Source organism: Xylanibacter caecicola, from assembly GCF_013166515.1.
GTDB classification, from domain to species: Bacteria; Bacteroidota; Bacteroidia; order Bacteroidales; family Bacteroidaceae; genus Prevotella; species Prevotella caecicola.
The window spans coordinates 15,411-41,482 of the sequence record NZ_JABKKJ010000015.1 but is presented as its reverse complement, the minus strand read 5'-3'; the positions used below and the strand labels follow the sequence as shown (position 1 = coordinate 41,482).

23 protein-coding genes are annotated in these 26,072 nt (G+C 47.7%); 14 read left to right on the top strand and 9 right to left on the bottom strand.

What is annotated here, in order from left to right; genetic code table 11:
• Nucleotides 1-10: 10 nt before the first annotated feature.
• From HPS54_RS09120 to HPS54_RS09110, 3 genes are all read right to left on the bottom strand, one after another.
• Nucleotides 11-571 carry a lipocalin-like domain-containing protein gene (locus tag HPS54_RS09120; protein WP_172345138.1) on the bottom strand — a complete coding sequence of 187 codons (561 nt, stop codon included), beginning with the start codon at nucleotides 569-571 and terminating at the stop codon, nucleotides 11-13.
• Between the two features lie 12 nt (nucleotides 572-583).
• Nucleotides 584-1,435: a nucleoside triphosphate pyrophosphohydrolase gene (gene mazG / locus HPS54_RS09115; RefSeq protein WP_172345137.1), complete on the bottom strand. Its 852-nt coding sequence runs from the start codon at nucleotides 1,433-1,435 to the stop codon at nucleotides 584-586.
• 350 nt (nucleotides 1,436-1,785) lie between these two features.
• Entirely contained in the window at nucleotides 1,786-3,315 is a 1,530-nt protein-coding gene (locus HPS54_RS09110) for a ComEC/Rec2 family competence protein (RefSeq protein WP_172345136.1), read from the bottom strand.
• Between the two features lie 171 nt (nucleotides 3,316-3,486).
• Between HPS54_RS09110 and HPS54_RS09105 the strand changes: the two genes are divergently transcribed.
• Both HPS54_RS09105 and HPS54_RS09100 read left to right on the top strand, forming a co-directional pair.
• Entirely contained in the window at nucleotides 3,487-4,269 is a 783-nt protein-coding gene (locus HPS54_RS09105; protein WP_172345135.1) for an EFR1 family ferrodoxin, read from the top strand.
• Nucleotides 4,270-4,286: 17 nt separating this feature from the next.
• A complete protein-coding gene (locus HPS54_RS09100) occupies nucleotides 4,287-6,089 on the top strand; it encodes a M6 family metalloprotease domain-containing protein (protein ID WP_172345134.1) in 1,803 nt (600 codons plus the stop codon).
• 222 nt (nucleotides 6,090-6,311) lie between these two features.
• Here HPS54_RS09100 and HPS54_RS09095 read toward each other — a convergent pair whose 3' ends face one another.
• The 4 genes from HPS54_RS09095 to menA all read right to left on the bottom strand — a co-directional run bounded on the left by HPS54_RS09095 (nucleotide 6,312) and on the right by menA (nucleotide 9,185).
• Complete coding sequence (locus HPS54_RS09095) at nucleotides 6,312-6,986, bottom strand: YggS family pyridoxal phosphate-dependent enzyme (RefSeq protein WP_172345165.1); 675 nt, start codon at nucleotides 6,984-6,986, stop codon at nucleotides 6,312-6,314.
• On the bottom strand, nucleotides 6,986-7,504 hold the full coding sequence (locus HPS54_RS09090; RefSeq protein WP_172345133.1) for a DUF4494 domain-containing protein: 519 nt from the start codon (nucleotides 7,502-7,504) through the stop codon (nucleotides 6,986-6,988). The genes HPS54_RS09095 and HPS54_RS09090 overlap by 1 nt, the downstream gene beginning before the upstream one ends.
• A 95-nt stretch (nucleotides 7,505-7,599) precedes the next feature.
• Nucleotides 7,600-8,271: a hypothetical protein gene (locus tag HPS54_RS09085; RefSeq protein WP_172345132.1), complete on the bottom strand. Its 672-nt coding sequence runs from the start codon at nucleotides 8,269-8,271 to the stop codon at nucleotides 7,600-7,602.
• A gap of 17 nt (nucleotides 8,272-8,288) precedes the next feature.
• The gene (gene menA / locus HPS54_RS09080; protein WP_172345131.1) at nucleotides 8,289-9,185 is read right to left on the bottom strand and encodes a 1,4-dihydroxy-2-naphthoate octaprenyltransferase; all 897 of its coding nucleotides are present in this window, start codon (nucleotides 9,183-9,185) and stop codon (nucleotides 8,289-8,291) included.
• Nucleotides 9,186-9,298: 113 nt separating this feature from the next.
• Here menA and HPS54_RS09075 point away from each other — a divergent pair, with 113 nt between their 5' ends.
• On the top strand, nucleotides 9,299-9,940 hold the full coding sequence (locus HPS54_RS09075; protein WP_172345130.1) for an HD domain-containing protein: 642 nt from the start codon (nucleotides 9,299-9,301) through the stop codon (nucleotides 9,938-9,940).
• Nucleotides 9,941-10,178: 238 nt separating this feature from the next.
• On the opposite strand, the gene HPS54_RS09070 is transcribed toward HPS54_RS09075, so the two are convergent.
• Entirely contained in the window at nucleotides 10,179-10,334 is a 156-nt protein-coding gene (locus tag HPS54_RS09070; RefSeq protein WP_172345129.1) for a hypothetical protein, read from the bottom strand.
• A gap of 20 nt (nucleotides 10,335-10,354) precedes the next feature.
• Nucleotides 10,355-11,248 (bottom strand): RluA family pseudouridine synthase, encoded by an 894-nt coding sequence (locus HPS54_RS09065; RefSeq protein WP_420907319.1) that lies wholly within the window; start codon nucleotides 11,246-11,248, stop codon nucleotides 10,355-10,357.
• A 793-nt stretch (nucleotides 11,249-12,041) separates the two neighbouring features.
• Here HPS54_RS09065 and HPS54_RS09060 point away from each other — a divergent pair.
• The 11 genes from HPS54_RS09060 (at nucleotide 12,042) to araA (ending at nucleotide 26,063) form a co-directional block, all read left to right on the top strand.
• Nucleotides 12,042-13,655 carry an ABC-F family ATP-binding cassette domain-containing protein gene (locus HPS54_RS09060; protein WP_172345128.1) on the top strand — a complete coding sequence of 538 codons (1,614 nt, stop codon included), beginning with the start codon at nucleotides 12,042-12,044 and terminating at the stop codon, nucleotides 13,653-13,655.
• A gap of 63 nt (nucleotides 13,656-13,718) precedes the next feature.
• Nucleotides 13,719-14,345 (top strand): nucleotide exchange factor GrpE, encoded by a 627-nt coding sequence (locus tag HPS54_RS09055; RefSeq protein WP_172345127.1) that lies wholly within the window; start codon nucleotides 13,719-13,721, stop codon nucleotides 14,343-14,345.
• A 47-nt stretch (nucleotides 14,346-14,392) separates the two neighbouring features.
• Nucleotides 14,393-15,556 carry a molecular chaperone DnaJ gene (dnaJ, locus tag HPS54_RS09050; protein ID WP_172345126.1) on the top strand — a complete coding sequence of 388 codons (1,164 nt, stop codon included), beginning with the start codon at nucleotides 14,393-14,395 and terminating at the stop codon, nucleotides 15,554-15,556.
• Nucleotides 15,557-15,574: 18 nt separating this feature from the next.
• Nucleotides 15,575-16,861: a bifunctional folylpolyglutamate synthase/dihydrofolate synthase gene (locus HPS54_RS09045; RefSeq protein WP_172345125.1), complete on the top strand. Its 1,287-nt coding sequence runs from the start codon at nucleotides 15,575-15,577 to the stop codon at nucleotides 16,859-16,861.
• A 108-nt stretch (nucleotides 16,862-16,969) separates the two neighbouring features.
• Nucleotides 16,970-18,058, top strand: coding sequence for an aldose epimerase family protein (locus HPS54_RS09040; RefSeq protein WP_216653063.1), 1,089 nt, complete (start codon nucleotides 16,970-16,972; stop codon nucleotides 18,056-18,058).
• Nucleotides 18,059-18,094: 36 nt separating this feature from the next.
• Complete coding sequence (galK, locus tag HPS54_RS09035) at nucleotides 18,095-19,255, top strand: galactokinase (protein WP_172345124.1); 1,161 nt, start codon at nucleotides 18,095-18,097, stop codon at nucleotides 19,253-19,255.
• Nucleotides 19,256-19,800: 545 nt separating this feature from the next.
• Nucleotides 19,801-20,967, top strand: coding sequence for an aldose epimerase family protein (locus HPS54_RS09030; RefSeq protein ID WP_172345123.1), 1,167 nt, complete (start codon nucleotides 19,801-19,803; stop codon nucleotides 20,965-20,967).
• A 47-nt stretch (nucleotides 20,968-21,014) separates the two neighbouring features.
• Nucleotides 21,015-22,997, top strand: a complete 1,983-nt coding sequence (locus HPS54_RS09025) for a sodium:solute symporter family transporter (RefSeq protein WP_172345122.1) — start codon at nucleotides 21,015-21,017, stop codon at nucleotides 22,995-22,997.
• A gap of 90 nt (nucleotides 22,998-23,087) precedes the next feature.
• Entirely contained in the window at nucleotides 23,088-23,765 is a 678-nt protein-coding gene (locus tag HPS54_RS09020) for an NUDIX hydrolase (RefSeq protein WP_172345121.1), read from the top strand.
• A 5-nt stretch (nucleotides 23,766-23,770) separates the two neighbouring features.
• Nucleotides 23,771-24,463 (top strand): L-ribulose-5-phosphate 4-epimerase, encoded by a 693-nt coding sequence (locus tag HPS54_RS09015; protein WP_172345120.1) that lies wholly within the window; start codon nucleotides 23,771-23,773, stop codon nucleotides 24,461-24,463.
• 58 nt (nucleotides 24,464-24,521) lie between these two features.
• Nucleotides 24,522-26,063: an L-arabinose isomerase gene (gene araA, locus HPS54_RS09010; protein WP_172345119.1), complete on the top strand. Its 1,542-nt coding sequence runs from the start codon at nucleotides 24,522-24,524 to the stop codon at nucleotides 26,061-26,063.
• Nucleotides 26,064-26,072 lie beyond the last annotated feature (9 nt).

The window sequence follows — 26,072 nt, the reverse complement described above, 5'->3', positions numbered from 1 at the left end:
CGACGCTCACCTACTTTATCATCCTCTTATAGGCATAAATGCCCTTGTTGTTTTCAAGACAGAGTGAATCCGGACCCAACGAATAGATGTCGAAAGTATCTGCCGAAATCACCAGTCTGCCGTTATGTATGCTCCATTCGGTATACGGATGGGGTTCTGTAACGTTACTTATCACAGCTCCTCCCTCCTGAAGTTCAAAGCGCCGGTCTATGCTTGTCCATGTTCCGAGCAACGTTGTAAGGTTCAGAACCCTTGACGCCACGTTGTCTCCGTCGGCATTTCTGAACGCAGTCACGGCAAGGCGGTCGCCTACAAGCAGTCCTCCACGCACAACGTCCTCGCCGTCTTCCGTATCGACAGCCAGTGTCAGCGTGTCGCCTTTGTCGGTGATGAGTTCGAGCGTGTGCATGGCTGTACCCTCACCGCATCTGCCGTAAATGGTGGTATCCTCAACTTCCACGGCTTCTGTAACAAACTCCGGACCTCCGGCAGGCTTGTTCTTCGTGTCGTTACACGCAACGACCAAAAGCGCAAACACCGGGAATGCCAACATCCATTTTACATTTTTCATCGTTCTACGGTTTTAGTGTTCCTTCTCTTTTGCCTCATTCCAAAGGGCATCCATCTCTGCAAGCGTCATGTCTTTCAGCGGTTTGCCCATCTTTATACTGTGCTCCTCAATATAGTTGAATCGACTGATGAACTTGCGGTTGGTCTTCTCGAGCGCCGTATCAGGGTTCAGTTTATAAAGCCGTCCGGCATTTATGATACTGAAGATAAAGTCGCCCAATTCTTCGAGCGAGCGTTCCTTGTCACCCTTTGCAAGCTCCGCCTCCAGTTCGCCAAGTTCTTCACGCACCTTGTTCCATACATCGCCGCGGTCTTCCCAATCAAATCCCACGTTCCGTGCCTTATCCTGTATTCGGTAAGCCTTTATCAACGAAGGCAGCGCATCGGGCACTCCGGACAGCACGCTCTTGTTTCCGTCTTTTTCTTTCAGTTTTATCTGTTCCCAGTTCTCTATCACCTGCTGCGCCGTATTAGCCTCCGGCGTGTCCGAACCGGCGCCGTCTGCACCGTATGGAAGTGGACGAGGGGCTGGAGAACCTATCTGCGACGGGTGGTATACATGTGGATGACGGAATATCAACTTGTCGGTAAGTTTGTTGCATACATCCGCCATATCAAACTGTTCCTGCTCGCTGCCGATCTTTGCATAGAAGCATACGTGCAGCAAAACGTCGCCAAGTTCCTTGCATATATTCATATTATCATTACGGGAAAGGGCGTCGCACAGCTCGTAAGTCTCCTCTATCGTATTGGGTCTCAGGCTTTCGTTCGTCTGTTTCTTGTCCCACGGACACTTCTCACGCAACTCATCGAGAACATCCAGCAGGCGCCCGAAAGCTTCCATTTTCTCCTGTCTTGTGTGCATAAATAGCTGTTCAATATTAAACGTATATATATGTTATTATTCTCCAAAGGTACTGCTATTTTGTGAAACATCACACCAAAACAGATATATTTTGCATTATTTTACGAACAACGAGATAGGTGAAAAGGAGATAAATGAAGATATGGGGAGATAAGAGGAGATAGAAGACAAATGTCAGGATGACATCCCCTGTTTTCTGATATGCCACCTTTCGGCTTCCAAAAGGGTACCTTTCAGACTCCCAAAGGTGCCCTTTTAGAAGCTGAAAGACGGCATATTGGAGCGTAAAAGGTATCATTCTGATTATCAAGACTTTAAAAAGCGACACTAACGGGGCGTATAAACGGTTCTCAACAGCCGCTGTGTCTGCCGAAAATCACAACTTTTCGGACAATGCGCAACAAACCGTAAACAGCAAAGACAAGTGCATATATCATCCAAACCTGCACCGGCTGTATGCTTATATCAGATATGTCGCCTCCGGGAAGTGCCGACAAGCGTTCGACGGCGGTGTTCATAAAAGAAACCACAAAAGACAATACACCGACTGCAAAATGCTGCACCACCGGGACAAACGGCACGACAAACAGCAACATGGCACCGTAGAGAACGACTGTGGCGATAGGAACGACAATAAAATTGGCAAGAAGGAAGTATATGGAGATACGCCCGAAACAAAGCATCACAAGCGGTGCCACGCCTGCCTGTGCCGCAACGGAGACTGCCGTCATCTGCCACAAACGCCGTGTAAAGGCATTACTGCGCCATCCGACCGGCACATTATTATATATACGACCATAAAAGACAAGGATAAAAAAGACTGCCATGAAAGACATCTGAAAGCCCAAATCGAAAAGATCCGACGGGCAGACGGCAAGCATAATGAGGGCTGCGGCTGAGAGAGCATTGAGCGACATGCGTTCGCGAGAGGATATAACGGCAAGGGCATATATGGTAACCATAACGGCGGAACGTATTGCCGACGGCGGCATGCCCGTAACAAACACATACACCCATACGGCAGACAGCACCAGCAGATGACCCGAAGCACGGAAGCGGTGCCATACGAACAGGCATGACAATATGGCATATATTATACCTATATGCAAACCTGAAAGGGCAAGGATGTGGGAGGCTCCTGCCGCAGAATAGTGCTCGCGCAACTCTTGGGACATGTCTTCCTTTGCCCCGAGTGTCATTGCCGACACCACGGCAAGCACGTCACCGTCAAGTCCGAGCTGCCTGTAACGCAGGAGCAGGCGCGCTCTGTATTTCAAGGCAATGAGCCGTGCACGGTCTATGAACGAAAGTTTCCCGATATCGGCATGCGCCCGTTGCCATCCGGTCTTGTATATGAAAGTCTGTCCCGAATATCCGTGATGCACCAAATAGCGGGCATAGTCGAACGTCGCACCGGCATAGTTACGAGGTTTCTCGATGACAGACGATGCCACGATACCGTCTCCGACACGCAGCGAACAGGCATCGGCATCGCGCAGAATGTTTGCCTTCAGCTTTATCGGGCGCGGCATGCTTGTAACAAGAATGTCGCATCTCACCACCTTTCCTCTCGCAACAGGAGCGCTTGCAACCACAGCGCGGTAGCACGTATTGCCCGCATTGAAACCACAGTCTTGTGTAAAAAGGCGTACCGAAAGCATGCTGCCGCCTGCGAAAAAGCTCGATACGAAGATGAAGAATGTCTGCCACACGGCATGACGGAACAGCAGAACGGAGATGCAAAGAGAGCAAAAGGCAGCGGCTATCCACATCCAAGATGCTGCAAGCTCCATGCAACGGTCGCTTGTCATGATGCCAAGTGCAAAGAACAAGGTTATGCGGAGAATAGGAAAAAGCTGCAACTTTCCGTTTGTTTTCATAGCCGGATTATTAATGTAGGTTACATGGATAACACCTGCCTGTCGCGGACGGAACTGCCTGAAATGACGGAAAAAGCTTATCCTGATACAAAGATAATTGAAATATTGACATTTATCACTGAAACAGAGATATTTTTTTGATTATCCGAAAATTAGCATTACTTTTGCAACATGATATTTTATTTATCCGGAACAGGCAATACACACTGGGCGGCAAGCTATATATGCGATGCCACCGGCGACAGAATGGTGAACATTGCGGATGCCATTAAGGGTAACAATACATATACACTCGACAAGGACGAACGCATCGGTTTCTGCTTTCCGGTGCACGGCTGGCGACCGCCGGTGCTTGTCCGCAGGTTCATTGAAGACCTTAATATCGTCAATCCCGACGGACATTTCTGCTATGCCTTATGCACGGCAGGCGACAATATAGGCGAGACAATAGACATTCTGCGTGCCGATCTGAAAAAGAAAGGCATAAAAATAGACAGTGCTTTCTCGCTGATAATGCCCGAGTCGTATGTGGGTCTGCCGTTCATGGACGTGGACACTCCGGAGAAAGAACGGCAGAAGAAAGAGCTGGCGGCAAAGGAGCTGGAGGAATATACACCTTATATATTATATAGAAGGAGTGGTTTTGAACATCTTGACATCGGGCGTTGGCCCCGCATCAACAGCAGGGTCATAGGCGGTTTCTTCACCAATTTTCTCATCACCGACAAGCCTTTCCGCGTGGACACACGACGATGTATTGAATGCGGAACCTGTGCCGGGGTGTGTCCGGTAGGCGACATAAAAGGCGGAAAGGGGCTTATGCCCGAGTGGCGGCACAACGGTTTGTGCCTTACATGTCTTAGCTGTTATCACCATTGTCCAGTACACGCCATCGAATTTGGCGGCAGAACAAAGAATAAAGGACAATACTATTTTGACAAGAACAAACAATAAATAAAATAAAACACGAGATGAAAAGATTTACTTTATTTATCTTATTATCACTGTATGTCATCTGCGGACGTGCGGCAAAGGCTCACAGTCTGCCTGTAACGGTGACACAGAGCGACGGAACGCAGCTCACCGTGATATGTCACGGTGATGAGGACTTTCACTATTACACAACCGTTGACGGTGTGATATTGCATCAAATCGGTACAAGTTTCTACATCGCAGCCATCGACGAGAAGGACGAAAGGATGTCCACCGGGCAGCTTGCGCACAACAAAGAGATGCGCAGCACCGTGGAAACAAGACTGATAGAAAAACAGAACAGGGAGATGTTCTACAAAAAGGCGGATGTATTGAAAAAGAAAGCGCGTGTGATGAGAGAGCCTATACAAGGCGGAACAAGACTGTTTCCGCACACCGGCAAACCGCGCACGCTGGTGATTCTCGCCGAGTTCAGCGACACACCTTTCAAAATAAATTCGCCTAAAGAGGCGTTTAATGAGTATCTTAACGCCGAAGGAGAACTGAAAGACTATGGCAACTTCAATCATAAGAACTACGGAAGTGTAAGGAAATACTTCAAGGACATGAGCTTCGGACAGTTCGAACCGCAGTTCGATGTGTACGGACCGGTGAAGCTTGACAATCCGTTGGCTTACTACGGAGAGGACACAAATAACAGAACCGACCGTATGGACAGGCTCATTCCGGATGTCTGCAAGGCGGCAGACGGACTTGTGGACTTCAGCGACTATGATGCAGACGGAGACGGTTACGTTGACCTTATATATATAATATATGCCGGATATGCACAAAGTATAACAGGCAACAGCAGCGATTGTATATGGCCCAAGTCAGGTTCGGGAAGTTTCAGCGGCACATACGACAACAAAAAGATATACCGCTATGGGGTAAGCAACGAGCTTAGCGACACCCCGGCTAAAGACTATACGAGAATTAACGGCATCGGACTGTTCTGCCATGAGTTCTCACACACGATGGGAATGCCCGATCTTTATGCAACAAATAAAGTGTGTCAGAATGCAGACAACCAGCAGCTTGAATACTGGAGCATCATGGACGGCGGCACATATACTGCCAACGGACGTGTCCCGACGGCATATACGGCTTGGGAAAGAGAGGCATTCGGATGGTTTGAGATAGGCACCCTCGAAAACAAAGGGAGCGTAAGTCTCAGCACTATTGACAATGGCGGAAAGGCTTACCGCATAATGAACGATAACGACAAGACGGGCAATGAATATCTCATCGTGCAGAATATACAGAAGGAAGGCTGGAACAGTCAGCAGTTGGGACACGGCATGCTGGTGTTTCATGTGGACTACGACGCAAACGCGTTCAACATCTCTTACAACAGCGTAAACAACACTCTCGGACACCCGAGAATGACAATCATACCGGCAGACGGCAGACTCATGACACAGGCAAGTGCCACAGCCGAGGCTACCAAGGATGTTTCCGCCGCCACTTTATACAAGACGAGCATGGAAGCCGACCCGTTCCCCGGCACAAAAAACGTGACATCGCTCACTGACGAGGCTCCGGTAAAACCGCTCGTATATACTTCACAACCGCTAAACAAGCCTCTTCTGAACATAAAGGAGAATACAGAAACGGGCGTGGTGACGTTCGATTTCATTGAGGCAGGCGACCCTACTGGCATAGACAAGCCGACTGTATCCGAGCAGAAGGACATCGACAAGCGCATATTCTCCGTCGACGGACGGTATGTCGGGACGGACAATAACGGTCTGAAAAAGGGCATATACATCCGAAACGGCAAGAAGATAGTCGTGAGATAATATGCTGCGACATGATAAAGGACAACAACTGACAAGGAAATTAAAATAAGGAGATAGAGGGAGATAGTAGAAGTTAGCGGCTAAAGCCGCGGAAGATAGATGACAACTGTCTTATAATAAGTAACAAGACATACGTCTTTTATCTTCCTTTATCTACTAATATCTCCCTCTATCTCCTTTTTATATAAAGACGTTTGTCTTTATATCATATTATAAAAGGTATCAATACTCTCGCGGACCGAATATCCCCGTGCCGACACGAATCATCGTACTGCGGCATTTTATGGCAATATTGTAATCGTCGCTCATGCCCCACGAACGCTCGCAGAAGTAATCGGCATCGGCAAAATACATTCCTTTCAACTCGTCAAAGAGGTCTGCCGCCACTGTGAACTCACGCGCAATCTGCTCTTCATCATCCACATTGGACGCCATAGTCATAAGTCCGCATATCCTGACATGCTCCAATTGGCGCCACTCCCCTGCCGCAAGCATCTCACGACAGGCATCGGGCGAGAAACCGTACTTCGTATCTTCTTCCGCCACATGCAGCTCAAGAAGCACGTCAATGGTCCGTTCATGCCGCGCGGCATGCTTGTCTATTTCCTTCAAAAGTTTATACGAGTCCACCGCATCTATCATCGACACGTATGGCGCAATATACTTCACCTTGTTTGTCTGCAAGTGTCCTATGAAGTGCCACTGTATGTCCTGCGGCAGAGAAACATGCTTCTTTTCCAGCTCCTGCACATGGCTTTCGCCGAAAACACGCTGCCCGCAGGCGTAGGCTTCCTCTATATGCTCCGCGGAATGATACTTGCTGACAGCCACAAGGGCAACTCCCTCGGGCAGACCGGCAGCGACACGGCGCAGATTATCAGCTATATCGGTAGCCATCATGCCTCTGCCCCCTGTGCAGGTTCATCCTGTTCATATTCAGGGCGGTCGTCGGTCTCTTTCTTCTTCAGGGCGTTCTTATGCTCATAAACGTCCATTATCTGTGTCTCTGCCACAGAAGCGATGACATAGTCTATGAGCGTTGTGCCCATAACCTCGTTGATGTTCTTCACCGCATCCTCAAGCGTTGCGGCATGAACAAGGTAGTTTACGTTTGAACGCTTCTCCTTTTCGGTCTTCTCATCGATAGTTATAAACTGGAGTTTTGCCTTATACCAGCGGTCGGCAGACGGCGACTCGCTGAAGAACACCTCGCCGTATGCAGCCTTCTTGATGTCCTTAACCTCAAACTCACCACTTATATAAGAGGACATTTCCTCTATTATACTTGCCTCCGCCTCGGTAAAACTGAGTGCATCGACAGTGTAAAGCTCGGTCACTTTCTTCTGCATACCGTCTTCCATTGTCTTCTCATAACGTATCTTACACTCAAACCAGGTTGCTGTTCTACTTCTCATTGCTGTTTTATTTATATTAAACTGTTTTTAAATACATATCAATCCCTACACCGGAAACATTCCGTCCGGCACACAATAAATACTGCCTTACAACCTCACTTGCCGTATCCCGCACATATATCAAGAAACAACGAGGGGTCTGCAGCTATGGCATCCCACATCTTTCTGCCACCTTTCAGTATCTTCTTGTCCACGTAATCGACAAATGCAGGGTCCTTCTTCTTGTACAAAATGCGCATGGCATTGAGACTGATGACATTCCCCGTCATAAAAGGAATTATCACATCATCACCCGAAAGGCACACTCCGTAAATCGTAGAGATGCCTATCTGCCCCAGCTGCATGCGCTGCGAGTCGTAGCCGTTCCACCAGTATATTGTCCCGGCAGCGGTATGTGCCTCCGCATAGACAAACTGGCGCCTTACCTTTCCGGGCTTGAACGTGGAAGGGTTGGCAACAAGACGTGACTCCAGACGGGGATAATAAGCACCGTTCTCGCCACGTTTCAGGAACTCGACGCTTTTCACATCATCTGCCGTATACTCCTTTATGTCACTGCCGGAAGGCGTGGAAGACATCTTGAACTTGCGGTTTGACTTGCTGAACATCTTGCCGTCAAACCAATACTGCCTTATATATCCCTCGACCGAGGTACCGTCACTGAGCGTCACCACCACATGGTCGCGCTCACTGTCGGCGCCGTCCGCCAAAAGCGGAAGAGCCGGAACAAATGCCAATAAGACAAAAACAATCTTTCTTAAAATCATTTATACTCCTTTATTCTTTATAATAACAGACCAACAGAAACGAGCAACCCGTAGACAAACATATTCCGGGCTGTGTCTCCAAGCACGGCGTTAAGACCGCTCCCCTTGTCTATACGCACCATTTTGCGGTATGTAACAACATGCAAAACGAGATATATCAGCGGGAGAGCAAACGCAAACGGGTGTCCGGTAAAAAGGAAACAAGCCCCCAAGACACACGCGCCGACACCGACATAAAGATACATGCGGCGACCGGCAGCTGCCCCGAGACGTACGACAAGCGTGCATTTGCCCGCACGGCGGTCGTTGTCAATGTCACGATAGTTGTTTACCAACAGCAGGGTATCTATCACAAAACCGCATGCAAGCGATACAACAAACACGGAAGAAGTAACCGTTCCGGTCTGCAGATAGTATGTTGCGCAAACCGGCACAATACCGAAGAAAAGCACTACAAGCACGTCTCCCATACCGATATAAGAAAGGTGTGTGGTATATAGGAAACAGAAAATTACACAAAAGACACCAATAAGTATCATCTCGGTGCCCCCATAGATAATCAACGGAAAGCCAGCCATGCACGCAAGAAACGTCGTCACGGCTATGGCATATCTCATGTTTTCCACCTTTATCCACCCTTGTGCACAGGCACGTTTGGGTCCCAAGCGTGTCTCATCATCGTTTCCGTTAATGTAGTCGAAACAGTCGTTGATGAAGTTTGCGTCTATCTGCATGAGAAAAGCAAACAGAAAGCACAGCAGCGCCGGCACGATATTGAAGCCATAAAGCGCCCTGTCCGCATAGGCAAGGGCAACGCCTATCATCACAGGAACGGCTGCTCCGGAAAGCGTTTTCGGACGCGCGGCAAGCCACCATGCCTTTAACGAATTTGGCTTTATCGTCTTTTCTTCCATATTGTGCTCCATTTTTTATCATTAAACATATTGCCGCAGCATGCTATAGGACATTAAAACTCTTGCAAAAGTAAACATTATATCGTATATTTGCAAAAAATTACACGTTTTATATGATAGACAATAACGTAAGTCTGGATCTCATGGAGTTCATAGAAACAGACATACTGCCACGCTATACCTCGTTTGACAAAGCACACAACCTTACTCATGCCACACGCGTAATAAACCGTTCGCTGGCGCTGGCAAGGCACATCGGGGCTGACATAAACATGGCATACGCCACGGCTGCATACCACGACCTGGGATTGGAGGGACCGCGTGCCATACATCACATAACGAGTGGCAAGATACTTGCAGCGGATATAAGGCTGCGCAAGTGGTTCTCGGCAGATCAGATAAAGATAATGAAAGAGGCGGTTGAAGACCATCGGGCATCGGCATCGCATGCTCCGCGCAGCATATACGGCAAGATTGTGGCTGAGGCAGACCGCGACCTTGAACCGGAAATTGTATTCACAAGAACCATAGAGTTCGGCATCGACCACTATCCGGAGAAGGACAAGGAAGGGCAATGGGCACGTTTCAGAGAGCATCTCGATAACAAATACTCCACCAACGGATACATAAAGCTATGGATACCGGGTGCGGAAAACGAGAGAAACCTTAAGAGAATAAGAGAATATATCAACAATTCTGCGGAACTGAGAAAGGTTTTCGACAGGCTATACGATAGTCTTACGAAGAACAAATAAAAGGCATATGGGGCTGTGTCAAAATAAGTAATCGTCCTCTTGTAGAGACATATTCTTGTATTTGTCCGGTATATAACCACTGATTTTAAGACTGTTACGGGCGGACAAATACAAGAATATGTCCCTACAAGCAGCAACTGTTGAATTTTGACACAGCCTCATATACCCAATTAAATGACCGTATCACCTATTATATAGGTATAGAACTATACTTTTTAATACAATTCTCTCCCCTATCCTACTGCCTTATATACATATAATATACGGCGGCAAGCACCGCAATGATTACTGCAAGCACTATCGTCTTTATAAGACAACCTGCCACTTTCTTAACGATGAAGAAGGCAACGATAAATGCTATGAGGCAGAATATGTAGTATCCGAAGTTTTCCATATATACAAATTACATCCTTTTTACTTGAACAGATGGCGGAACTGCGCCGGTATCATCGTCTCAAACTCCATTCGTTCGCGCGTAACGGGGTGCCAGAAACACAGCACGTAAGCATGTAGGCACAGGCGGTGAAGAGGGTCGTCGCCGTTACCATACTTCACGTCTCCGCACACGGGATGCCCCATATCCGCCGAGTGTACGCGTATCTGGTTCTTGCGTCCCGTCTCCAGACAGTATTCCACAAGACTGTGTTCCGTGGTTCTTGCCAGCGTATGGAAATGTGTCACGGCATACTTTCCGCCGTTGTCCACGGGCGATGAGTATGTCACATACGCCTTGTTGTCCTTCAGCCAGTTGGCAATGGTGCCGCCGTCCTCTTCCATTTCGCCGCTTACCACAGCCACATAACGGCGGTCGTACACTATGTCGTGCCAGTTGTGTTCGAGTATCTGCTCCGTCTCGATGTCCTTTGCATAGATCATCAGTCCGCTGGTGTCGCGGTCAAGACGGTGAACAACATGGGCGGTGCAGCGCTGACGCGTCTTGCGAAAATAGTCGTCGAGCACGGCTTTCACGTTGAGCGAGCGCCCTCCGGCAGCCATTGAGAGTATACCGACATTCTTCTCCACCACCACAAGGTAGCGGTCTTCGTATACAATCTTGACATAACGGCTCTTCAATGTGTCATTGTTCCGCTTGGTCTTGCTTACGGATACCTTCATGCCCGGCTGCAAAGGATAGTCGAACTGCGTGACAACTTTGCCGTTAACCTTTATTCCCTTGCCCTGAAGTGTGGCTTTTATCTTGCTTCTGCTCTCACTGTTTATGTTGGAAAGCAGCCACTCGAGCAGCGGCTTTTCCTCATTAACGGTGTAATGAGCATATTGTTCCTGACTGTTATAATTGTTCTTCATCGACAACATATCGTTTAATTCGTGTGCAAATATACGCCTAATTGGCGAACATACCAAATTAAAGCGACATATTCGGTGCATTTGACAGAGAGACGATGCCATATGGTATACGGTACATATAATTCCGTTTTACGTGTGCATGCGGCTGTTATAACAAGACAAATCACGGTGTCACGATTTTCAACTTTTGGCTTTCACTTTGATTTTCCATAACCCTTAAATAAGGCGGAGTGTTTAAAATAAAAGTCTCAAAACGCAAAGACGGCGAAAATCCACGTGCAACAGTAAAATATTCTGTATCAATATGTTATGCATTTTACGGCATATCTGTGCAATAAATCATGGAGATAAAATACGTAAATACGCCAAATTCCATAGGAAAGTACGCCACTTTTGTGGCTAAAACAGCATGGTTTGTGATGCCAAGTGCCGCATATTGCACCCTGAAACACGGCATTTCAGAGTCTTAAACACGGCATTTCACATCACAAAAGGTGCCCTTTCGGCAAGCAAAACGAGTGTCAACGACCTTTTCAACATCTCGTTTGACAAAAAAGAGGAGCGTTTTTGTATTGACACTTTGCTATCATTCAAACCCGATAACGTATCATATTGTCATCGCAAGTGCACATCCAAAGACGTGCGTCAGCCATTATAAGCACCCTCTACGGTACATTTATATTCATCACGCCATGAAGCATAAATCGTTGTTATGTACGGTTTTATTTGTGCACATCAAATAAAATTAGTACTTTTGCAGCCGTTTTTTAATATATATAAGGTATAAGATACAATGATAACAGTTTCCAATCTTGCAATCCAATTCGGTAAGAGGGTGCTTTACAAAGACGTAAACATCAAGTTCACCAACGGTAACATCTACGGAGTGATAGGCGCAAACGGCGCCGGAAAGTCAACACTGCTTAAAGCCATAAGCGGAGAACTGGAGCCCAACAAGGGCACCGTGGAACTCGGACCGGGCGAGCGTCTGTCGGTATTGGACCAGGACCACTTCAAATACGACGCATTCAACGTGCTCGACACCGTGCTGATGGGACATCAGCCCCTGTGGGAAAACATGAAAGAGCGCGAAGCTCTTTACTCTAAAGACGAGATGACCGAGGCTGAAGGCAACCGCGCGGCAGACCTTGAACTTAAGTTTGCCGAGATGGACGGCTGGAACGCCGAGAGCGACGCGGCACAAATGCTGTCGAACCTCGGCATAAAGGAAGACATGCACTACAAACAGATGAGCGAACTGTCGAACAGCGAGAAGGTTCGCGTGATGCTTGCGAAGGCTCTCTTTGGCAATCCGGACAACCTTTTGCTTGACGAGCCTACCAACGACCTTGACCTTGACACCGTGCAATGGCTTGAAACATATCTCAGCAACGTAGAACAGACAGTGCTTGTCGTGAGCCACGACCGTCACTTCCTTGATGCCGTGAGCACACAGACCGTGGATATCGACTTCGGCAAGGTGACAGTGTTCTCCGGCAACTACTCGTTCTGGTACGAGAGTTCGCAACTTGCCCTGCGCCAGGCACAGAACCAGCGTCAGAAAGCCGAGGAAAAGCGCAAGGAACTTGAAGAGTTCATACGCCGTTTCTCTGCCAATGTGGCAAAGAGCAAGCAGACAACAAGCCGCAAGAAGATGCTTGAGAAACTGAACGTGGAGGAGATACGCCCGTCGTCGAGGAAATATCCGGGAATAATATTCCAGATGGAACGCGAGCCGGGCAACCAGATACTCGAGGTTGAAGGACTGAAAGCGGTGGACACCGACGGCACGGTGCTCTTCGACAACGTAAACTTCAATGTGGAGAAAGGCGAAAAGGTGGTTTTCCTCAGCCACAACCCCAAGGCGATGACCGCCCTTTTCGAGATAATAAACGGCAACAGGCAGGCAGACGCCGGCACATACAAGTGGGGCGTGACGATAACAACAGCCTATCTGCCGCTTGACAACACCGAGTTCTTCGACAGCGACATGAACCTTGTAGACTGGCTCAGCCAGTTCGGTGCGGGCAACGAGGTGCAGATGAAAGGCTATCTCGGTCGCATGCTCTTCAGCGGCGAAGAGGTATTGAAGAAGGTAAACGTATTGAGCGGAGGCGAAAAGATGCGTTGTATGATTGCACGCATGCAGTTGAAAAACGCCAACTGCATCATCCTTGACACGCCTACCAACCACCTCGACCTTGAAAGCATACAGGCTTTCAACAACAATCTTGTGGGCTTCAAGGGCAACGTACTATTCAGCAGCCACGACCACGAGTTCATACAGACCGTGGCAAACCGCATCATCGAACTTACACCGAAGGGCACGATAGACAAGCTGATGCAGTATGACGATTACATTTACGACGAGCAGTTGAAGGCACAACGTGCCAAAATGTACGAATAATTGCATAAAACACAATATTGGCAAGGTTTTTGTTAGACCGTTTGTAAAAACATATCAAATCTTATGAGCAAGGACAAGGACTTTAAAATAGAAGAAAACAACGAGGCTGTTAACAACGGCTGCAATGAGGAAGAGAACATAAACGGCACCGACAACGGCGCAACAGCCGACCGGGAGGATGCCGACAAGGCGGAAGGCGACGCGACAAACGACGCGGAACAGGAGCAGGAAGAGGAGAAGACTCCGCTTGAAAAAGCCGAAGAGGAGATAGCATCACTGAAGGACAAGTATCTCCGCTCGGTCGCAGAGTTTGACAACTATCGCAAAAGAACGCTGAAAGAGAAGACAGAACTGATACTCAACGGTTCGGAAAAGGCTGTCACAGCCATTCTTCCCATACTCGACGATATGGAGCGCGCCATGGAAAACTCTGCCAAAACAGACGACCCTGCCGTGCTGAAAGAAGGCATGGAGCTGATACAGCAGAAGTTTTTAAAGACACTGGAGGGCTTGGGAGTGAAGAAGATAGACACTGCCGACGCCGACTTCAGCACCGACTTCCACGAGGCTATAGCAATGGTTCCGGGCATGGGCGACGACAAGAAAGGCAAAGTTCTCGACTGCGTACAGACCGGATACACGTTGAACGACAAGGTCATCAGACATGCCAAAGTGGCAGTAGGTCAGTAAGAAGAGAGTTAGAAGTGAACGATTAAAAGCTAAGATTACATATAATAATGGCTGAGAAGAGAGATTACTATGAAGTGCTTGGTGTAGACAAGAACGCTTCTGAAGACGAAATAAAGAAGGCGTATCGCAAGATAGCCATCAAGTATCACCCCGACCGCAACCCCGACAACAAGGAGGCTGAGGCTAAGTTCAAGGAGGCGGCCGAGGCATACGACGTGCTTCACGACCCGCAGAAACGCCAGCAATACGACCAGTTCGGCTTCAACGGTCCGGCGGGAGCAGGCGGTTTCGGAGGCTTCAGCAGTGCGGGAGGCTTCAGCATGGACGACATTTTCTCCATGTTCGGCGACGTTTTCGGCGGACGCGGAGGCTTCGGAGGCTTTGGCGGAGGCGGTCAGCATCGCCCCACACAGCACCGCGGGTCTGACCTTAGACTGAAAGTACGCCTCTCGTTAAACGAGATTTCTACGGGAGTAACCAAGAAGTTCAAGGTAAAGAAAGACATACAGTGCAGCCATTGTCACGGCAGCGGTGCCGAAGCAGGCAGCGGAACAGAGACATGTCCGACATGTCATGGCAGCGGAGTTGTGACGCGAACCACGCAGAGCCTGTTCGGAATGATGCAGACACAGAGCGTCTGCCCTACCTGCGGAGGCGAGGGAAAGGTCATAAAGAACAAGTGTCATGAGTGCGGCGGAAGCGGTGTTGTAAAGGGAGAAGAAGTCGTGGAGATAAACATTCCGGCAGGAGTTGAGGAAGGAATGGTGGTAAACGTTCCCGGAAAAGGCAACGCCGGAAAGCACAACGGCATTCCCGGCAACATACAGGTATATATAGAAGAGGAGCCAAACGACACATTCGTGCGCGACGGCAACAACCTTATATATAATCTGCTGCTGAGTTTCCCAACGGCGGCGTTGGGCGGAAACGTTGAGATTCCGACCATCGACGGGCACAAGGTGCGCATAAAGATAGAGCCGGGAACACAGCCGGGAAAGACACTCAGACTGCGCGGCAAGGGACTTCCTGCCGTACAGGGCTATGGAAGAGGCATGGGCGACCTTGTGGTGAACATCAGCATATACGTGCCGAAGACACTGAGCAAGGACGAGAAACAAGCCCTTGAGAAGATGCAGAAGAGCGACAACTTCGAGGGAGACGTGTCTACAAAACAGACAATCTTCCAGAAATTCAAGAATTACTTCAACTAAGACATCAAGGAAAGTCTTATGACTTACGAAGAGACAATCCGATATCTATACGACAGCGTCCCCATGTTTCACAAGGTGGGCGCTGTCGCTTATAAGGAGGGACTGGCAAACACGCACGCCTTAGACAGGCACTTCGGACATCCGCACAGGCAGTTCCGCACAATACACGTTGCCGGAACAAACGGCAAAGGCTCGTGCTCGCACACCCTTGCCGCCATGCTGCAGGCTGAAGGATACCGCGTGGGACTGTACACATCGCCGCATCTCGTAAGTTTCCGCGAACGTATAAAGGTGAACGGTGTCCCCGTAAGCGAGGATTACGTGGTGCGTTTTGTCGAAAGCGAACGCCCGTTTTTCGAGCCGTTGCACCCCAGTTTCTTTGAACTTACCACAGCCCTCGCCTTCAAATACTTTGCAGATCGCCGTGTCGACATAGCCGTTATAGAGGTGGGACTGGGCGGAAGACTGGACTGCACGAACATCATCAGTCCGGTTCTGTCGGTCATAACAAACATCAGTCTCGACCACACACAGTTTCTCGGAGACACACTTGCAAAGATCGCATCGGAGAAAGCAGGCATAATAAAGCCGCACACCCCCGTGGTAATAGGAGAACATACCGACGAGACAAGGGCGGTTTTCACGGCAAAGGCACATCAAGAGCAGGCACCGATATACTTTGCGGAAGACGAAAAGGAAATTGTATCCGCCGAGCCGCAGGCAGCCGGCGGCATGTCATACACGACAAAACGGTATGGAAAAATAGAGGGAGAGCTTGGCGGAATATATCAGACAAAGAACACTGCCACGGTGCTCTGCGCCGCAAAACGTCTGCTTGACGCAGGCATACTGACGGACAGCGGAAGAATAACAACCGGAATAGCAAAGGCGGCAAGTCTCACCGGACTGTCGGGAAGGTGGCAGAAGATACAGGAAAGCCCCACCGTGGTATGCGACACGGGGCACAACACGGGCGGCTGGATGTATCTCGGCAAGCAGCTGGAGATGCAGAAATGCCGGCAGATGCGCATCGTTTTCGGCATGGTGGACGACAAGGACATAGACAGCGTGATGTCTCTTATGCCGCTCAATGCCGTGTATTATTTTACAAAGGCATCGACACACAGGGCTATAAACGAGCGGGATGTGTGCAGGCATGGCGAGGCACACGGGCTGAAAGGCACATGCCACACCGACGTGAAGAGTGCATATACGGCGGCAAAGGCTGATGCAGGTGCCGATGATTTCATATTCGTAGGCGGCAGCAGCTATGTGGTTGCCGACTTTCTGACATATTGTGTTTAGGTGTTTTTAACACTCAAACCAATATGTTTTTTATTTGTTTCGTTCGTATATCTCGTTTTTTTTGACTTATTTTGCAGATAAGTCAAATACTTTAAACTCTAAAATATTATGAATACGAACGAGACTCCAAACCTCTGCGGTTTGAAAGCGGAAGACTTTCAAACCGTCATTGACGGAAAGCAGACAGACCTATACATACTCAAGAACAGAAATGGCAACGAGGTTGCGATAAGCAACTACGGCGGCGCGATAGTGGCGATAATGGTTCCGGACAAGAACGGCAAGCATGCCAACGTGATACAAAGCCACGACAACATACAGTCGCTGGTTAACAGCCCCGAACCTTATCTGTCAACGCTGATAGGACGCTACGGCAACCGTATATGCAAAGGGCGTTATCAGCTGAACGGTAAAGTGTATCAGTTGCCTGTCAACAACGGTCCAAACTCGCTGCACGGAGGCAACAGGGGATTTAACGCACGTGTATGGGACGCGCTGCTTATGAACGAAGAGACACTTATACTCAATTATGTGTCGTCATACGGCGAGGAAGGTTTCTCGGGCGAGCTGAAAGTGACCGTCGCCTATACTTTCAACGACAACAACGAGCTTGTAATAGAGTATATGGCAACGACAAACAAGAAGACAATCGTCAATCTTACCAGTCACGGTTTCTTCAGTCTGACCGGTACGGCAGACCCTACCCCGACCATAGACAGCCTTATATGCGAGATAAACGCCGACTTCTATCTTCCGATAGACGAGACTTGTATCCCGACAGGCGAGATACGCATGGTAAAAGACACTCCGTTCGATTTCAGAACGCCCAAGACAGTAGGCAGGGATATCAATGCCGACAACGAACAAATAAGGAACGGAAACGGATATGACCACTGTTATGTGCTCAACAAGAACGAAGAAGGAGAACTGAGCTTTGCCGCACGCATCACAGAACCGGAAAGCGGACGCACAATGGAGGTATACACTACAGAACCGGGCATGCAACTGTATACAGACAACTGGGCAGACGGATACAAGGGACAGCACGGTGCAACGTTCCCAAAACGCAGCGGTATCTGCTTCGAAGCACAACACTTCCCCGATTCTCCCAACCGTCCTTACTTCCCGACAGTGGTGTTACGTCCGGGAGAGCAATACAAACAGACAACGATATACAGGTTCGGAGTGACAGAATGACAGCACAACAGGCAAACAATTCATAAGCATAAGACCATGGATATAGAATTTGTAAGAAGCCGTTTTATAAAACATTTCGACGGCAAGACAGGAAACATATACCACTCTCCGGGTCGCATCAACCTCATCGGAGAGCACACCGACTATAACGGAGGATTTGTTTTTCCCGGTGCGGTGGACAAAGGAATAATGTGCGAGATACGCCCCAACGGCACGGGAAAGGTGCTGGCATACGCCATAGACCTTAAAGACAAGGTGGAATTCGGCGTAGACGACGAAACGGTACCGCGCACAAGTTGGGCACGATATCTTTACGGGATAGTACAGGAAATGAAGAAACGCGGCGTGGACGTGAAAGGTTTCAACACCGCATTTGCAGGCGATGTGCCGCTGGGAACAGGCATGTCATCGTCTGCAGCGCTTGAAAGCTGTTACGCATACGCCATAAACGACCTCTTCGGCGACAACAAGGTAAGCAAATGGGACATAGTTCTCGCCGGACAGGCAACGGAACACAACTACTGCGGAGTGAAGTGCGGCATAATGGATCAGTTTGCAAGCGTATTCGGAAAGGCAGGGAAACTGATGTGTCTGGACTGCCGCAGCCACGAGTTCGAATATTTCCCGTTCGAGATGAAAGGCTACAAACTGGTGCTATTGGACTCGGGTGTAAAACACGAACTGGCATCGTCGGCATACAACGACCGCCGCAAAAGCTGCGAGAACGTGCTGGAAGCGCTGAAACAGAGATATCCGGAAAAGAACATGGAAACACTTCGTGATGCCGACTGGGACATGCTTGTAAGTGTAAAAGACATTGTAAGCGAGGAAGACATGAGGCGCGCCGTATTCGTTCTCGGAGAGAAAGACCGTGTGCAGGCAGTATGTAAGGCTCTTACGGAGAACGACTTCGAAACCGTTGGAAAGAAAATGTACGAAACACACCGCGGACTAAGCGAAGACTATGAGGTGTCATGCGAAGAGCTTGACTATCTCAACAGCATCGCCAACGACAATGGTGTGACCGGCAGCCGCATCATGGGAGGAGGCTTCGGAGGCTGTACAATAAACCTTGTAAAGGAAGAAATATACGACAGTTTCATAGCCGATGCAAAGGATAAATATATGAACCGATACGGCAAACAGCTGAAGGTGTATGACGTGGTAATAGGCGACGGCTCACGAAAAATTTGCTGACAGACGACTGAGATAGTCTTTATATAAAAGAAGATAAAGGGAGATAGAGGAAGATATGTGGCTTGCGCCACAGAAGATAAAGGACAATAGCCTTGAAACAAGCAACGAGGCTATCGTCCTTTATCTCCTCCTATCTCCCTTTATCTTCTTTTATCTCCCTTTTCCCATCTCTCACAAACTCTCCACACACCAACAAGGCTAACGCCTTTTATCACCCTTTTTCTTATCGTCAATATCCATTGATATTCTTTTACTTTGGCGTATAAAATACAATTAATCCGCATTTTTTTTATTGTTATATATTTTTTTAGTATCTTTGAAGGCATAAATTTATAAGTCACCACATGGGAAACATGCTCGATTAAAAGCATGCAAAATACGAAAAACGGCATGAACTATTCTGAAAAGACATACACAATACCGATAAAACACATAAACCTCGGCAAATGTAACAAAACGTTATACGTTTATACTTGAGTTTGAGAAAAATGTATTAACTTTACATGCAATTTATGAAACTATAACTTATTAACCCCAACAAATATATGAAAAACCTAAAATCAGTGATTTTCGGAACAGGAATTGCAGTTGCAATACTGTCGATGAGCTGCTCCGACAAAGTTCAGAAGACTACGGCATCGGGACTAAATCCGACAGCATTTGACACAGTAATCAATGAGAAGCCTATAAAATTATATACGCTTAAGAATGCAGGCAACATGGAGGTGTGCATAACAAACTTCGGCGGACGCGTGGTTTCCATCGTTGTTCCGGACAAGAACGGTACGCCTACGGACGTTGTATTGGGTTATGACAACATAGCGCAATATGCCGACAGCGTGAACAGTCCGAGCGACTTCGGGGCTGCAATAGGCAGATATGCAAACCGTATAAAGAACGGACAGATAACGATTGACGGCAAGACAACACAACTGCCGACCAACAATTTCGGGCATTGTCTGCACGGCGGTCCCTCCGGCTGGCAATATCAGGTATATGATGCAAAACAACTTAACGACTCCACCCTTGAGCTTACGATGAACTCGAAAGACGGAGACAACAACTTTCCGGGCAACGTGACGGCTGTGGTTACATACACTGTGAAAGGCGACAACAGCCTTGATATAAAATATACGGCAACGACAGACAAGAAGACGGTTGTAAACATGACAAACCACTCGTATTTCAACCTGAACGGAGACCCGACAAAAGACATTAAGAACTGCCTGCTATACGTAAATGCCGACAACTATACACCTACCGACACCACATATATGACAACAGGCGAGACTGCCAAAGTGGAAAACACGCCAATGGACTTCCGCAAGCCTACAGCAATAGGAAAGGATGTGGATAACTTCGGATTTGCACAGATAAAGGGTGCAAACGGATTTGACCATAACTGGTGCCTGAACACTTATAAAGACGGCAAGGGTGATGACACTCAAGTGGCGGCAAGCCTTTATTCGCCGCTAACAGGTATAAAGCTTGAGGTTTATACCAACGAGCCCGGCATACAGGTATATACCGGAAACTTCCTTAACGGAACGGTAAAAGGAAAGAAAGGCATTGCATACGACAAGCAGGCAGGATGCTGTCTTGAAACACAGAAATATCCGGACAGCCCCAATAAGACACAGTGGCCGTCGCCGATACTTGCACCGGGACAGCAATACAACTCACATTGTGTATTTAAATTCAGTGTGGAATAACATTATTACCTTATAATAATACTAACTTATAAAAAAAGAAACAAACAATGAAAGTAATCGAAGCATTACAGAACAATGGATTTGAAGCGGTGGACTACATCGTGTTTGCCGCATATATCGTAATCCTTGTCGGTATGGGTATATTCCTCTCACGTAACAAAAAAGGAGAAGAGAAGTCGTCTACCGACTATTTCCTTGCCGGAAACACACTGACATGGTGGGCAGTCGGAGCATCGCTCATCGCGGCAAATATCTCAGCAGAACAGTTTATCGGAATGTCGGGATCGGCATTTGCATCGGGCATAGCACAGGCTGCATACGAACTTATGGCTGCGGCTACACTTATCGTAGTGGGAAAATTCCTGCTTCCACTGATGATAGAGAAGAAGATTTTCACTATACCGCAGTTCCTGCGCGAACGTTATAATTGGGGCGTCGGACTGGCATTCTCAATGCTTTGGCTTTTCCTTTATGTATTCGTAAACCTTACATCCGTGGCTTGGCTCGGCGCACTTGCCATACAGCAAATCCTCGGTTTGCCGACAGACATGATAATCAACTTTGGCGGCATGGAGATAGATCAGGTGAGAATGGTAATCATTGTCGTGCTTTTCGTCATAGCCGGTCTTTATTCAATCTACGGTGGTCTTGCCTCTGTTGCATGGACCGATGTAATGCAGGTTACATTCCTTGTGGGCGGCGGTCTTATCACGGCATATGCCGCTCTCTCCGTTATCGGTGCCGAAGTATGGGGATGCGGTGCATTGGAGGCTCTCGGGAATATATATAGTTGGTGCATAGACCAAGCCGGTGACAAGCACTTCAATCTTGTTGTCACAAGAAACGAGGAACTGTATCCTGTGATTAACGGTGTTGTGGAGAACGGTGCAACCATACAGAAAGAGGATCCGTTCTTTACCAATCCGGGCATTGTGCTGATATTCGGTGCTCTCTGGCTTACAAACCTCGGCTATTGGGGCTTCAACCAGTATATCATTCAGAAAGGTCTGGCTGCAAAATCACTTTCCGAAGCAAAGAAGGGTATGATATTCGCAGCATTCCTTAAGATTCTCATTCCTTTCATTGTATGTATTCCCGGTGTATGTGCATTCTATATCATGCAGGGAGACGGCGCAGCACTCGAGGCTCTTCGCCACACGCTTGCCGGAGGTATTGAGCGTTCGGACGATGCTTATCCGTTCCTTATACGCAACTTCACCCCGACATTTGTAAAAGGTTTGTCGTTTGCCGCCCTTGCAGCAGCGGTTATCTCTTCACTTGCTTCCATGTTCAACTCTACATCCACACTGTTCACCATGGATATCTACAAGCAGTTCATCAACAAGAACGCAAGTGAAACAAGACTTGTCAATGTGGGTCGTCTGACATCCGTAAGCGCCCTCGTCATAGCTCTTATTGCCGTATATCCTCTTATGGGAGGCATAGACCAGGCATTCCAGTTCATACAGGAATACTCGGCATTCGTATATCCGGGCGTAGTGGTAATATTCGGTCTTGGACTTCTTTGGAAACGTGCATCGGGAGCAGCGGCAGTAGCAGCGGCATTCGGAACATTCCTGTTCTCGATACTGTTCAAGTTCACAATGCCTGAAGTTCCGTTCCTGATACGTTCAGGATATGTGTTCATCGCACTTGTAGTGATGTTCGTTGGAATCTCTCTCTACAGCAATAAGGCAGTGAAGGCAGATGTTCTTGATGAAAAGACAATAAAGACACAGCTTTTCTGGAGCAGGATATTCTACTGTACTGCAGCCGTATCCATCGCAATATTCGTATTGTCGTTCTTTAACAGTACACTTGCCATACACGGCGTGCAGGGAGCAATGATATTCTTTGCGGCAATGACGGCGACAATCGGTTTCTATCTTCGTTCCAATGCCCTTGACAAGGTGCAGGATCCGAAACTTGTAGCCATCGATCTCGAAATATTCAGAACAGACAAGGCTTTCAACATTGGTGCTGCCGGCGTGATAATCATACTTACGTTGTTGTACATCATTCTGTGGTAATAATATAAATAAGGTGTATCTGCCTCGAGACGAAAGGCAGGTACACCTCTTGGTTTACATAAAAAAGCTCAAAGACTTAACATATAAAAAATGACTACCTATTATAGCGAACATACTAAAGCATACGTTGCAGTAGACTGTATAATATTCGGCTTTGATGAAAACAGGCTGAAACTGCTCATCGGAAAACGTAATATGGATCCGGGACGTGGAGAATGGTCTCTTTATGGCGGTTTTGTAGAGAAAGACGAATGTCTGGACGATGCGGCAAACAGAGTACTGTTGGAACTTACCGGACTGAAAGAAATATACATGAAACAGGTTGGAGCATTCGGAGCAATAGAACGTGATCCGGGCGAACGCGTCATATCCGTGGCATATTGTGCACTGATAAACGTTAATGACTACAACGAGGAATTGCGTAAACAACATGGTGTCGAGTGGGTCAGCATAAACGAACTGCCACAATTGTACTCCGACCATAACGATATGGTGAAGAAAGCCATCACATTATTACACAGAAGAATATCAACGGAACCGCTGAGTTTCAACCTACTCCCCGACCTCTTCACACTGACACAATTACAGCATGTATATGAGGCGGTGCTCGGAGAAGAGATAGACAAGCGTAATTTCCGCAAGCGCATAAAGACAATAGAATTTATAGAGAAAACCGAATTCATAGATAAAATGACATCAAAGCGTGGTGCTGCCATGTATCGTTTCAATAAGAACGCATATCTGGAAGACCCGTGTTTTAAACTATAAGAATTATGTTAGAAGAACTCAAAGAAAAGGTATTTCGTGCCAATCTCGATTTGGTGAAACACAATCTGGTGATTTTCACATGGGGAAACGTATCGGGTATAGACCGTGAAAAGGGTCTTGTGGTAATAAAACCATCAGGTGTCAGCTACGATGACATGAAAGCATCGGACATGGTCGTTGTGGACTTGAACACCGGAAAAGTAGTGGAAGGAGACCTAAATCCTTCATCCGACACTCCGACACACCTTGTTTTATATAAAGCATTTCCCGAAATCGGCGGTATCGTGCATACACATTCTACATACGCTACGGCATGGTCGCAGGCAGGAAAAGATATTCCGAACATCGGAACTACACATGCAGACTATTTCCACGACTGCATTCCATGCACGGAAGATATGACAGAAGAGCAGATGCCTGAATATGAGAAAGAAACAGGAACCGTAATTGTAAACAGGTTCAAGAACATGAACTACATACACACACCGGGTGTATTGGTCAAGAACCACGGTCCGTTCTCATGGGGAAAGGATCCAGACAATGCAGTTTACAATGCCGTTGTAATGGAACAGGTGGCAAAGATGGCATTCATCTCATTCTGCGTAAATCCGGAAACAACAATGAACAAACTGCTTATAGAGAAACACTTCAGTCGCAAACACGGTCCTAATGCATATTACGGACAGAAGAAACACTAATGCAGACTATAGAGTAACAAAGATTATATAATACCAATTATAAAAAAATAATACGACTATGATAAAAGCATTTGAGAATTTAGAGGTATGGTTTGTAACCGGAGCACAGCTTCTTTACGGAGGCGACGCCGTGACACAAGTGGACGGACACTCTAAGAAGATGGTGGACGGACTTAACGAGTCGGGCAATCTGCCGATAAAAGTGGTATATAAAGGTACTGCCAATAGCAGCAAGGAAGTTGTAGACATCTTCTCTGCTGCCAACAATGACAAGAAGTGCGTGGGCGTGATAACATGGATGCACACGTTCTCTCCGGCAAAGATGTGGATACACGGTCTGCAGATTCTTCATAAACCGCTTCTACATCTGCACACACAGTTCAATGCAGAGATACCATGGAACGACATTGACATGGATTTCATGAACCTTAACCAGAGTGCACACGGCGACCGTGAGTTCGGTCATATCGTATCACGCATGCGTGTACGCCGCAAGTTGGTTGTAGGTCACTGGCAGGAAGAAAGCACACAGAAGCATATAGCTGTATGGGAAAGAGTCTGTGCAGGATGGGCAGACTCGCAGGACATGTTGATATTGCGCTTCGGCGACCAGATGAACAACGTGGCTGTTACCGACGGAGATAAGGTTGCCGCAGAACAAGTTTTGGGTTATCATGTAGACTATTGCCCGTTCAATGAGGTAATGGAATACTTCAATAAAATCGAAGATAAAGATGTTGATGCACTTGTAGAAACATACTTCAAAGAGTACGACCACGACGCAGAACTGGAGGACAAATCATCCGAAGCATACCGCAAAGTGTGGAATGCGGCAAAGGCTGAACTGTCAATCCGCGCCATACTGGAAGCAAAAGGAGCAAAAGGCTTCACTACAAACTTTGACGACCTTGGCGATGCTGACATAGAAGCAACAGGTATGGGCTTTGACCAAATACCGGGATTGGCTTCACAGCGTCTCATGGCTGAAGGATATGGATTTGGAGGAGAAGGTGACTGGAAGACTGCAGCTCTTTACCGTACGATATGGGTAATGACACAGGGGCTTCCCAACGGATGTTCATTCCTTGAGGACTATACATTGAACTTCAACGGCGAGCAAAGTTCCATACTCCAGTCGCACATGCTTGAAGTATGTCCGCTGATTGCAGCATCAAAGCCACGCCTTGAACTACACTATCTCGGTATAGGATACCGCAAGAGTCAGACGGCGCGTCTCGTATTCACATCAAAAGAAGGCAAAGGCGTAACGGCAACTGTTGTGGACATGGGCAACCGCTTCCGCCTTATCGTCAACGATGTAGAGTGCATTAAACCGAAACCACTGCCCAAACTGCCGGTGGCATCGGCATTATGGATACCGCAGCCCAACTTTGAGATAGGTGCAGGATGCTGGATTTATGCCGGCGGAACGCATCACAGTGCATTCTCATACGATCTCACTGACGAATACTGGCAGGACTTTGCAGAGATTGCCGGCATAGAATGCCTTCTCATCAATAAAGACACTAAGATAGACGAGTTCCGCAAGGAACTGCGCTTCAACGAAGTATACTACATGTTGAACAAAGCATTACTTTAATTCCACATT